General features: G+C 72.0%; 10 protein-coding genes. 1 reads left to right on the forward strand and 9 read right to left on the reverse strand.

Features of this window, described 5'->3' with window-relative positions:
• The 9 genes from N869_RS18770 to N869_RS09240 all read right to left on the reverse strand — a co-directional run.
• Positions 1–138, reverse strand: a 138-nt coding sequence (locus tag N869_RS18770) for an NAD(P)-dependent oxidoreductase (protein ID WP_198026022.1), incomplete at its 3' end; no start/stop codon positions are given.
• On the reverse strand, positions 135–1052 hold the full coding sequence (locus N869_RS09205; RefSeq protein ID WP_035060575.1) for an ABC transporter permease: 918 nt from the start codon (positions 1050–1052) through the stop codon (positions 135–137). The genes N869_RS18770 and N869_RS09205, both read right to left, overlap by 4 nt.
• Positions 1042–1827: an ABC transporter ATP-binding protein gene (locus N869_RS09210; RefSeq protein ID WP_052105299.1), complete on the reverse strand. Its 786-nt coding sequence runs from the start codon at positions 1825–1827 to the stop codon at positions 1042–1044. Before N869_RS09210 ends, N869_RS09205 begins: the two co-directional genes overlap by 11 nt.
• 2 nt (positions 1828–1829) lie before the next feature.
• Complete coding sequence (locus N869_RS09215; protein WP_232229678.1) at positions 1830–2897, reverse strand: ABC transporter substrate-binding protein; 1068 nt, start codon at positions 2895–2897, stop codon at positions 1830–1832.
• Between the two features lie 18 nt (positions 2898–2915).
• Positions 2916–4223 (reverse strand): sulfate adenylyltransferase subunit 1, encoded by a 1308-nt coding sequence (locus tag N869_RS09220; protein ID WP_035060579.1) that lies wholly within the window; start codon positions 4221–4223, stop codon positions 2916–2918.
• Entirely contained in the window at positions 4223–5281 is a 1059-nt protein-coding gene (cysD, locus tag N869_RS09225; protein WP_084136799.1) for a sulfate adenylyltransferase subunit CysD, read from the reverse strand. The genes N869_RS09220 and cysD overlap by 1 nt, the downstream gene beginning before the upstream one ends.
• Entirely contained in the window at positions 5278–6015 is a 738-nt protein-coding gene (locus tag N869_RS09230; RefSeq protein WP_052105300.1) for a phosphoadenylyl-sulfate reductase, read from the reverse strand. The genes cysD and N869_RS09230 overlap by 4 nt, the downstream gene beginning before the upstream one ends.
• Positions 6012–7760, reverse strand: a complete 1749-nt coding sequence (locus N869_RS09235; protein WP_035060582.1) for a nitrite/sulfite reductase — start codon at positions 7758–7760, stop codon at positions 6012–6014. Before N869_RS09235 ends, N869_RS09230 begins: the two co-directional genes overlap by 4 nt.
• Positions 7761–8198: 438 nt before the next feature.
• On the reverse strand, positions 8199–10193 hold the full coding sequence (locus N869_RS09240; RefSeq protein WP_156968467.1) for an alpha/beta hydrolase: 1995 nt from the start codon (positions 10191–10193) through the stop codon (positions 8199–8201).
• A gap of 554 nt (positions 10194–10747) precedes the next feature.
• Between N869_RS09240 and N869_RS09245 the strand changes: the two genes are divergently transcribed.
• Complete coding sequence (locus N869_RS09245; protein WP_035060584.1) at positions 10748–11059, forward strand: hypothetical protein; 312 nt, start codon at positions 10748–10750, stop codon at positions 11057–11059.
• Positions 11060–11090: the final 31 nt, after the last annotated feature.

Consider the following 11090-nt stretch of genomic DNA (forward strand, 5'->3'; position numbering starts at 1 on the left):
TGCGACGACCCGGACGTGCGCCCCGGCGGCCACGAGCGCCAGAGCCCGCCTCGCCCCGACCGACCCGGCGCCGACGACGAGCACGGCGCGGCCCGCGACCTTCAGGGCCAGGGGGTACAGGGGGTCGGGTCGGGTCATCGAGCGGTCTCCGCCGCGAGCCCGCGTCGGCGCTGCAGACGTCGCTCGAGGGGCCCGAAGACGAGGAGCTCGACCAGGATCCCCACGACGAGGATGAGCAGGATCGCGACCGCGACGATCGTCATGTCCTGGATCTCCCTTCCCTGCTGGAGCATCGAACCGAGGCCGAAGCCGATGGCCCCACCCACAGCGATGATCTCCGCCGCCATGAGCGACCGCCAGGAGAACGCCCACCCCTGCTTGAGGCCGGCCACGTACCCGGGCAGCGCGGCGGGCAGCACCACGTGCCGCACCTGCGCCACGGGGCCCGCCCCCAGCACCCGTCCCACCCGCCGGTACAGGGGCGGGACGTGGTCGACACCGGCGACCAGTCCGTTGACGATCGAGGGAATCGCCCCCATGAGGATGACGAAGTACGCGGTGGCGTTCGTGAGCCCGAACCACAGGATGGCCGCGGGCACCCACGCGACCGAGGGCAGGACCTGGAGCCCGGTGATGATCGGGCCGAACGCGAGCCGCACCCACCGCACGCGGGCCACGAGGATCCCGATGGGTGTGGCGATCACGACCGAGACCGCGAACCCCACGAGCCCGCGTTCCATGCTCGTCATCAGGGCGGTCTGGATGTCACCGCGCGCCCACGCCGCACCGGCCTGGGTCAGGACGTCCATGGGCCCCGGGACGATGTACCGCGGCCTCACCCCGCTCATCACGAACAGCTGCCACACGCCGATCAGGCCGGCGATCGCGAGCACCGGGGCGAGCAGCGGCCACACCCCCAGGCGCTTGCGCCGGGCGGGGGCGTTGGTCTGCAACGCGTCGAGACCGACCTCCAGGGACCGGTTCGGGTCGGCGTCCGGTCCCGGGGCCCCGGTGGCCGTGGGCACCGGGGCAGGTGTGCTCTCAGACGGCATGACGACGGATCTCCCCGCGCAGGTGGCCGGTGATCTCCTTGGCGAGGTTCGCCACGGCGGGGGCCTCGATGTACCTCTCGCCGGTGACGTCCACGTCCCACTCGCGCACGATGCGGCCCGGGCGGCTGGACATCAGGAGCACCCGCTGGCCCAGGCGCACGGCCTCACGGACGTTGTGCGTCACGAACACCACGGTGCGCCCGGTGGCCCTCCACACGCGCTCCAGCTCGTCGTGGAGCAGGTCGCGCGTGATCGCGTCCAGGGCCCCGAACGGCTCGTCCATCAGCAGGACGTCGCGCTCCTGCGCCAGGGACCGGGCCAGGGCCACACGCTGACGCATGCCCCCCGACAGCTCGTGCACGGCCTTGTCGCCGGCCCCGCCCAGGTGCACCAGCTCGAGGAGGTCCTCGGCGCGGGCGCGTCGGTCGGCGCGCCCGACACCCCGCAGGCGCAGCGCGAGCTCGACGTTGCGGCGTGCGGTCAACCACGGCAGCAGGGCGGACTCCTGGAACATCAGCGCCGCCCCGTCACCCTCGACGTGGACCTCACCGACGCTGGGCGGTTCCAGGCCCGCGATGATGTTGAGCAGGGTCGACTTGCCGCAGCCCGACGCTCCCACCAGGCACACGAACGCGCCGCGGGGGATCTGCAGGTCGATCCCGTCGAGGATCACGGGCCCGTCGGCGTACCTCTTGCTCACACCCTGCAGCCGCACCGCGTCGCCCGCGGGTCGCTCGAGGGTCGCAGCGGGCGAGGCCGATGTGGTCGAGGTCATCATCACTCCTGACCGAGGCCCGCGGTGCTCACCGCAGGCCTACCGTCGCTGGTCAGCACCTGGTTGAGCAGGCGCAGGTCGTAGATGCCCTCCACGGGCGCATCAGGGGCGGTTCCCACCCGCACCGCGTCCCCGAGGAGCTCGGGGAGGGTGTGGGCGACCGGGTCGGTCGTGAAGGTGATGTTGGCGAACGCGCGCTCCAGGACGCGCTCCTGCAGGGGAGCGCCGGTGACACGGGTGATCTCCTCGTTCACGACGGCGGCGGCGTCCTCACGGTTGGCCTCGGCCCAGTCCACCGCCTCCACGGTGCCGCGGACCAGCGCCTCGACGGTCTCCGGGTGCTCGGTCAGGAACCGTGCCGACACGATGAGCAGGGTGGTGGGGAACGCCCCGTCCTCCCACAGGTCGGCCTCGTCCAGCAGCACCTGCGCACCGGCCTCGACCACGAGCCTGGACGCCCACGGCTCCGGGAGCCACGCACCGTCGATGCGGTCGTCCCGGAACAGCTGCAACGTCTGCGCGCCGGACGTCGGTGTGATCGCGACGTCACCACGGCCCGAGAGCGTCGTGGCCAACCCGTTGTCGCCGAGCCACGCCCGCAGCGCCACGTCCTGGGTGCCGCCCAGCTGGGGTGTCGCCAGCTCGGTGCCCCGCAGGTCCTCGACGGTCCCGATGCCGTCGCGCACCACGAGCTGTGCCCCGCCGGACGCCAGCCCGCTGACAACCCGCAGCGCCTGTCCCTCGCTGCGGATGAACCCGTTGATCGCGGGGTTCGGGCCGATGAACACCGCGTCGACGGCCTGGGCGTTGAGCGCCTCGATCGCCGCCGGGCCCGCGGTGAACACCTGGACGCTCAGGTCGGTCCCGCCCAGGTGCTCGGCGAACGTCCCCCGGGCCACACCGGCCACCGCGGGGGCGTGGGTCACGTTCGCGAAGTACCCCAGACGCAGCTCGTCGGCAGGGCCGACGTAGGCCGCCGTCCCGTAGTCCACGGCGCAACCGGCCAGCGGCGCCGTCAGGACGGCCGCGAGCGCGACGGCGGCGCCCGCCAGTCGGCGTCGCACACCCATGGTCGTCCTCATCGGCGGTCAGATCGAGTACTGGGAGGGGCGGCGACCCGGGAAGCGGGCCTCCTCGAGGGGCTCGCCGACCATCCCGGCGGCCAGGGTGCCACCGTCCTGGGCGTCGATCAGCAGGAACGCACCGGTGCGGGGGTTGTCGACGTACTCCTCGGCGGCGACCGGTGCGGCGAGCCGCAGCTGGACCTGGCCGATGTCGTTCAGCCCCAGCGTCTCGGCAGGCACGCTGCGGGCGGTGTCCAGGTCCAGGCAGCCGGTGACGTCCCGCACCACGGCCTGCACGGTGCGGGTGGTGTGCTTGAGCAGCACCCTGGACCCCGGGCGCAGGGTCTTGTCGGACAACCAGCACACGGTCGCGTTGACGTCCTGGGTCGGGACAGGGGCGTCGTCGGCAGCGGCGATCACGTCACCTCGCGCCACGTCCAGGTCGTCGGCCAGCCGCAGGGTCACCGACCGGGGCGCGAACGCCTCGGTGAGCTCGCCGTCGGCGGTGTCGATGCCCGCCACCGTCGTGCGGCGCCCGCTGGGCAGCACCACGACCGGGTCCCCGACGCGCACCACCCCGGAGGCGATCTGCCCGGCGTACCCGCGGTAGTCGCGGTGCTGCTCCTCACGGGCGGCGGCCTGGGGACGGATCGTCAGCTGCACGGGCAGCCGGAAGCCGTGCTCCTCGGGCAGGGACGCCGCGGGGATCTCCTCCAGGAGCTCCAGCAGGCTGGGCCCGTCGTACCAGGGGGTGCGGTCGGAGCGGTCCACCACGTTGTCGCCCTCGAGGGCGGACACGGGCACGGTGCGCACGTCCGCCAGTCCGAGCCCACCGGCCAGGCCCTCGATCTGGGCCGTGACGTCGGCGTGCACCTGGGCGTCGAAACCCACCAGGTCGATCTTGTTGATCGCGACGATCACGTGCGGGACCCGCAGCAGCGACGCGACCGCGAGGTGGCGCCGCGTCTGCTCCAGGACCCCCTTGCGCGCGTCCACCAGCAGCACCACGACGTCGGCGGTGCTCGCCCCGGTGACGGTGTTGCGCGTGTACTGCACGTGGCCGGGGCAGTCGGCGAGGATGAACGACCGGCGCGTGGTGGCGAAGTACCGGTAGGCCACGTCGATCGTGATGCCCTGCTCCCGCTCGGCACGCAGCCCGTCGGTCAGCAGCGCCAGGTCCGCCTGCTCCAGGCCCCGGTCCCGGCTGACCCGCTCCACGGCGGCCAGCTGGTCGGTCAGCACCGACTTGGAGTCGTAGAGCAACCGTCCCACCAGGGTGGACTTCCCGTCGTCGACCGACCCGGCGGTCGCGAGCCGCAACAAGGTGCTCATCAGAAGTACCCCTCCTTCTTGCGGTCCTCCATGGCGGCCTCGGACGCGCGGTCGTCGGCGCGGGTCGCGCCACGTTCGGTCAGTCGCGTGGCGGCGACCTCGGCGACGATGTGCTCCACACCGGTCGCGTCGGACTCCACCGCACCCGTGCACGACATGTCCCCCACGGTGCGGTAGCGGACGGTGCGGGTGAGGACCTCCTCGCCCTCCCGCGGCTGGGACACCGGGCCGACGGCCACCCACATCCCGTCGCGGTGGAACACCTGACGCTCGTGCGCGTAGTACAGGGTGGGCAGCTCGATGCCCTCGGACTGGATGTACTGCCACACGTCGAGCTCGGTCCAGTTGCTCAGCGGGAACACCCGCACGTGCTCACCCGGGCGGTGCCGCCCGTTGTAGAGGTTCCAGAGCTCGGGGCGCTGGTTGCGGGGGTCCCACTGCCCGAACTCGTCCCGCAGCGAGTAGACCCGCTCCTTGGCGCGGGCCTTCTCCTCGTCGCGGCGCCCGCCACCGAACACGGCGTCGAACCGGCCACCGGTGATCGCGTCGAGCAGCGGGATGGTCTGCAGGACGTTGCGCGTGCCGTCGGCGCGGTCCTGCAGGCGGCCGTCGTCGATGTAGTCCTGCACCGAGGCCACGACCAGCCTCAGGCCCAGGCGCTCCACGGTGCGGTCCCTGAAGTCGATCACCTCGGGGAAGTTGTGCCCGGTGTCCACGTGCAGCACGGGGAACGGCACGGGCGCGGGCCAGAACGCCTTCACCGCCAGGTGCAGCATGACCATCGAGTCCTTGCCGCCGGAGAACAGCAGCACGGGCCGCTCGAACTCCCCCACCACCTCGCGGATGATGTGGATCGCCTCGGACTCCAGGGCCTGCAGCTGGGTGAGCCGGCGCAGGCCGGCACCCTCGGTCGTGTGCCCCGCCTCGGCTTGGTTGGGCGCGGCGGAGCTGTCGACCGCGATGGGCTCGACGGTCTCGGAGGTGTCGGTCTCGGAGGTGTCGGTCACGGACACGGTCGTCCCCCTGGTGGTCGCGGTCGTGGGGTCGCTGGCGGTCATCGGTGGATCCCGCACTCGGTCTTGGTCAGGCCGGCCCACCGGCCGGCGCGCGGGTCCTCGCCCGGCGCCACGGCCCGGGTGCAGGGCCGGCACCCGATCGAGGGGTAGCCCTCGGTGAGCAACGGGTTGAGAGCCACCTGGTGCCGTGCGGCGTACCCCAGCAGGTCGTCGAAGGTCCACGCGGCCAACGGGTTGATCTTGACCAGGCCGTGGGCCTCGTCCCAGGTCACCAGCGGGGTGCCCGCGCGGGTCGGTGCCTCCTCGCGGCGCACCCCCGTGACCCACGCCTCGTAACCGGCGAGCTGGGCCGCCAACGGCTCCATCTTCCGCATCCGGCAGCAGGCGGCAGGGTCTCGGGCGAACAGGTCCTTGCCGTACTCCTCGTCCTGCTCGGCCACGGTGAGCTCGGGCAGGACGTCGACGACCCTGATGTCCAGCTCGGCGGCCACCCGGTCCCGGGTCCCGAGGGTCTCAGCGAAGTGGTACCCGGTCTCCAGGAACAGGACGTCGACGCCCGGCGCGGCCTGCGACACCAGGTGCGGCAGGACGGCGTCGGCCATCGAGCACGCCACGGCGAGCAGGTCGCCGAACTCCTCGGCCGCCCACCGGGTCACCTCCTCCGCGTCCGCGTCCGCGAGCCGGGGGGCGGCGTCGGTGACGATCTGCCTCAGCACGTCCTCACCACGCCTGCCGCGGCGTGTCTGGGTCTCCACCTGTGCTCCCGTCCCGCTCATCGCAGCGCCTCGTCCTCGACCCGGTGCGCCCAGGCGGCGAAGCTCTCGTGCCCGCCTGCGCCCGTCTCACGCTCGTCCACCCAGCGCCGCACGACCCGCTCCACGTACGGGGCGATCTCGTCGGCGGTGACCTTGAGCCCGCGGACGGTGCGGCCCAGGCCGGCCTCGTCCCGGTCGTCGGCGGCGAGCCCACCACCCAGGTGGACCTGGAAGCCGGGTACCTGCTCACCGGCGTCGTTCATGACGAGCTGGCCCTTGAGGCCGATGTCCGCGGTCTGGATGCGCGCGCAGGAGTTGGGGCACCCGTTGACGTGCAGGCTCAACGGCTTGAGGTCGCCCAGGTCGCCCAGCCGCTGCTCCAGGTCGGTGATCGCCTCCCGGGCGGTCTGCTTGGTCTCGACGATCGCGAGCTTGCAGTACTCGATGCCGGTGCAGGCGATCGTGGACCGGCGGAACGGACTGGGCTCAGCCTCCAGGTGGTGCTCACGCAGCCCTGCGACCAGCGCGGGGACAGCGTCCTCGGGCACGTCGAGCACCAGCAGCTTCTGGTACGGGGTGAGCCGCACCCGCGTGGAGCCGGCGGCCTCGACGAGGTCCGCCACTCCCAGCAGGTCCGGGCCGCTGACGCGGCCGACGTAGGGGGCGGCACCCACGTAGAACAGGCCGTCCTTCTGGCGGTGGACGCCCACGTGGTCACCGGACCGGGTGGGGGGCGGCGCGGGCGGGCCGTCGGGCAGCGCGAACCCGAGGAACTCGTCCTGCAGCACCTGGCGGAACTTCTCGGGCCCCCAGTCGGCGAGCAGGAACTTCAGGCGGGCCTTGTTGCGCAGGCGCCGGAACCCGTAGTCGCGGAAGAGGCGTGTGACGCCCAGCCAGACCTCGGGCACCTGCTCCTCGGTCACGAACGTCCCGAGCCTCTCGCCCAGGCGCGGGTTCGCGCTGAGTCCGCCGCCGACCCACAGGTCGAACCCGACACCCAGCTCCGGGTGCTCGACGGCGACGAACGCGCAGTCGTTGATCTCGTGGACGACGTCCTGGCTGGGGTGGCCGGTGATCGCGGTCTTGTACTTGCGGGGCAGGTTCGCGAGCTCGGGGTCACCGATGTACCGGCGCACGATCTCGCCGATGGCCCAGCTCGGGTCGATCAGCTCGTCGGCGGCGATCCCGGCGACCGGGCTGCCGAGCACCACACGGGGCACGTCCCCGCACGCCTCGGTGGTGCTGAGCCCCACGGCCTCGAGCCGGCGCCAGATCTCGGGCACGTCCTCGACCTGGATCCAGTGCAGCTGGATGTTCTGGCGGTCGGTGATGTCGGCGGTCCCCCGGGCGAAGTCCACGGAGATCTGCCCGATCACACGCAGCTGCTCGGTCGACAGGGCCCCGCCGTCCACCCGGACGCGGAGCATGAAGTACCTGTCCTCGAGCTCGTGCGGCTCCAGGGTGGCGGTCTTGCCGCCGTCGATCCCGGGCTTGCGCTGGGTGTACAGACCCCACCAGCGGAACCGGCCGTGGAGGTCGTCCCCGGGGATCGAGTCGAACCCCTCGCGGGAGTAGACCTGCTCGATCCGCTCGCGCACGTTGAGGCCGTTGTCCTGGGCCTTCATCTCCTCGTTGGCGTTGAGGGGTGCGCGGCCGTCGACGGCCCACTGGCCGTTGGGACGTGCGGGGCGGGCCGGACGTGCCGGGCGGTCGGCCGGGGCGGGCCGGCCCTGGGCACCGGTGGTGGACGGACGTGCGGACGTCATGGGATTCCTCAGGGTGGGTCGCGTGAGCGCACAGCCCCGAACTGCTGACGCAGGGGAAGGGCTCTCGGTGGCTCGAGGGGACTGCTGTCTCAGCCCGACGTGGGGCCGGCCGGGGCGCGTCTGGTGACGGTCAGCGACAACAGCTCGACTGGTGCCCGCAGGGACAACACGCCCCGCCGGCAGCACGCAGCCGACCGGGCATTCGACACTCCACCGGGCACACGACGGTGCTCGCGGCGGGCGCGCTGGCAGCGCTGGGTCGACCGGTCATGCCAGCGAGGATAGGCACGGGATGTCACGGTGTCCATGACGGGCCCGCCCCTTGGGACGAAGGACCCTTGGCCGGGCCGCCCCGACGCGACAGAGCGGGGTGGGCGCATGCGCGCCCACCCCGCTCCTCCACCTGGTCAGCGCTTGATCAGCACCTGTGAGGCCTGTTCACCGTCGCGGCAACGCGCCGGGCACGGGCGGGACGACGGGAGGCAGGCGGTCGGGCACGCCGGCCTCGCCCGAGGTCGGTGCCCCGGGCTCGTCGTCCGTCGCCATCGTCCTGAGCTCGTCGAGGTCGGGCAGGTCCAGCTCACCGGGTTCGGTCAGACGCTCGGTGAACGGCTGCACGTCGCCCACGCAGACAGTCCCCTCCTCGGGGAGCTGCTGTCCGATCAGGTACTGGTCGATGGCCGACGTCGCGCACTCGGACGTCCCGTAGGCGGTGTGGCCCCAGCTGTCGCTGGAGACCAACCGCGAACCGGGCAGCTGGGTCGCCACAGCCTGGGCGCCCTCGTAGCTGGTGGCGGGGTCCCAGTAGTTGCCGACGACGAGCACCGGGTGGGCGGTGACGTTCGTGAACGGCCCCGTCCAGGCGTCCTCGTCGCGCACCGTCCAGGTGCTGGAGGCGCAGGGCGCGGACGCCCAGGTCCAGTACGGGCCGAAGCCCGGCGCGGACCGGTCGGCGCGTGCGGCGAACTGCCGCCACTGCTCGGCCCTCGCGGGGTTGCGGCCGTCGGTGCACAGGACGGACGCGAACGCCTCGTTGTCGTTGTAGTAGGGGAAGCCGAACCGTGTGGTGGACCGCGGGCCAGGCGCGGACTCCGGGACGGTCCCACGGGCCTGGGCGGTCCGGACCCTCAGCGGAAGCGCGGTCCGGACTGCTGCTGCGTGCTCGTCCTCGTCCACGCCCTCGGGGTACTCGCCGGTCAGCTCGTAGTAGATCATCGTCAGGTCCTGGTCGATCCAGTACCCGGCGTCCGGGTAGTAGAGGTTGCCGAGCATCCAGTTGATCAGGTTGCCGTAGGTGAACTCGTAGTAGACCTCACCGGTCTCCTCGTCGACGAACTGCAACGGGCTGCGCCGCAGCGACGCTGCGATCTCGGCGTAGACCTCACGGGGATCACCGAGCCCGGCCAGGGTGCAGTAGTCGGACCCCGCGGCCTCGCACCGGTCGAGCACCTCGGTCAGCCCCTTGTGGGCTGCCTCACCGGACCGCAGTCGCATGGTCGAGGGAACTCCGGCGTTGGCATCGGTCCCGACCCACGCCTCGGGGTCGAGCACACCGTCGATGGCGACCGCCCGGACCCGCTCGGGGAACATGTTGGCGTACACGTTCCCGAGCTGGCTGCCGTAGGAGAACCCGAGGTAGGTGAGCTGGTCGTCGCCCACCATGCGGCGCAGGACGTCCATGTCCCGGGCGACCTGTGCGGTGGACATCGATCCGGCGAGCGGATTGCCGCTCTCCGAGCACGACCGTCCGAACGCCTTCGCAGAGCCGATGTAGGCGGCCTCCTGCGTGCGGCCGAGCGGGAAGGGTACGAACATGCCCTCAAGCGCCGCATACGCCTCGCCCTGGTTGCGCCAGCAGGTGACGTTGCTGCTGTAGTTGATCCCACGTGGGTCGAAGCCGACGATGTCGAAACGGTCGAGCACCTCGTCGCTGAGGAACCACTCGGCGTCCGCCGCGATCCACACACCGGATCCGCCCGGACCCCCGGGATTCAGGAACAGCGTGCCGATCTTGTTGGCCTGGTCGCGGGCCTTGACGCGGAGCACTGCCACGGTGGTCTTCTCACCGTCCGGCTCGTCGTAGTCCAGAGGCAGATCGATCTCTGCGCACTCACCTGCGCCGAAGAGCACCGAGCAGTTCCACCAGTCCGGCTCCGGTGTCGGCACGCGGTCGACCTTGACCGCCTCCGGGTTGGCGGTGGGCGTGGGTGTGGGCTTCGGCCTGGGGCGCTTGCGCTTGAGCGCCTCCGCCACCCGGTCGGTCCGCTCGTCCACCGCCGTCGCGACCGCCGTCCCGACCCCCGTCTGGCCCGCCGTCTGGACCGTTGGATCTGCCGCCTCCTGCGGAACAGCGCTACCCGCGGTCGCGGTGCCGGCGGTGGCGGCGGCTGCGACTGCTGCCACCAGCGCGCGCCTGAACCCTGTGATTCTCATGTGTTCCCCCATGCGGAGCCACCGGGCGGTCGTGCCCCCTCGACGCGACTCGGCATCAGTGGCGAACATCACGATCGAGGTGGCGACGGGGGCCGTCAACCACCCACGGCGCACGTTCACGAAGTGAACACACCCCCTTGACCTGCCCACGAGACCTGGCGCGGTAAGGCCCTTGCGTTGAGCCGTCAGCCGCGGCCGTGCCGCTGCGAGCGGCGGTACGCGGGCCCCCGAATCGCGCCGACGAGGGGGTAGGTCCCCATTCCCGGTGGTGACGCGAACGGGTCGAGGCGCAAGCCTTCCGGGAGGGCATCGGGTGGGATGGCGGCGCCGATGCGAAGCGTCGCGAATGCTGTCCACCTGCGGCTCCGCCGGGACGCGCCGAGCACGATGGTCGTGGATCCGCGGTGGTGGGCCGCCAGCATCAGAGGGCCACGAGCCGTCCGGTAGGGGACGACACTGGTGTAGGTGGAGCCACGGCTCCTGTGACGTAGCTGTGGCATGTGACGGGCGAACGATCCGGCGCCTCCTGTCGAGAGCAGGATGTCACCGTCGTCGTGGCGTACGCCGAGGCCGAGGACGTCAGGGGCGTGCTCGTGCGCTCCGATGCCGCGGGAGAAGCGCACGACGACCGGGTCGTGCGCAACGCTGTCGAGCCACGGTTCACCGGTGCGGGCACCGTGACGCTTGAGCGTGCCGTTGTGGACCGTTCCGTGGTGGTGGATGGCTCGACCGTGCCGCGCTCTGGCGACCGCGTCGAAGAGCAGACCCAGGCCGTTCCCGACCGGCGCGGCGGCACCTGCGAGGAGTGGAGCCAGCACGAGCCGATGATGCCAGCGCGCGCGTCCCGCGGCGAGCCGACGGCTTAGAGCACCGGGGATGCAGAGAAGGCCACCCCGG

This window comes from Cellulomonas bogoriensis 69B4 = DSM 16987, assembly GCF_000767165.1.
GTDB lineage: Bacteria > Actinomycetota > Actinomycetes > Actinomycetales > Cellulomonadaceae > Actinotalea > Actinotalea bogoriensis.

What these genes read in the sequence shown, in the direction of transcription:
- N869_RS09240 (WP_156968467.1), bottom strand. Translation starts at nt 10,193, where the DNA reads ATGAGAATCACAGGGTTCAGGCGCGCGCTGGTGGCAGCAGTCGCAGCC.
- cysD (WP_084136799.1), bottom strand. Translation starts at nt 5,281, where the DNA reads ATGACCGCCAGCGACCCCACGACCGCGACCACCAGGGGGACGACCGTG.
- N869_RS09205 (WP_035060575.1), bottom strand. Translation starts at nt 1,052, where the DNA reads ATGCCGTCTGAGAGCACACCTGCCCCGGTGCCCACGGCCACCGGGGCC.
- N869_RS09210 (WP_052105299.1), bottom strand. Translation starts at nt 1,827, where the DNA reads ATGACCTCGACCACATCGGCCTCGCCCGCTGCGACCCTCGAGCGACCC.
- N869_RS09235 (WP_035060582.1), bottom strand. Translation starts at nt 7,760, where the DNA reads ATGACGTCCGCACGTCCGTCCACCACCGGTGCCCAGGGCCGGCCCGCC.
- N869_RS09230 (WP_052105300.1), bottom strand. Translation starts at nt 6,015, where the DNA reads ATGAGCGGGACGGGAGCACAGGTGGAGACCCAGACACGCCGCGGCAGG.
- N869_RS09215 (WP_232229678.1), bottom strand. Translation starts at nt 2,897, where the DNA reads ATGGGTGTGCGACGCCGACTGGCGGGCGCCGCCGTCGCGCTCGCGGCC.
- N869_RS09220 (WP_035060579.1), bottom strand. Translation starts at nt 4,223, where the DNA reads ATGAGCACCTTGTTGCGGCTCGCGACCGCCGGGTCGGTCGACGACGGG.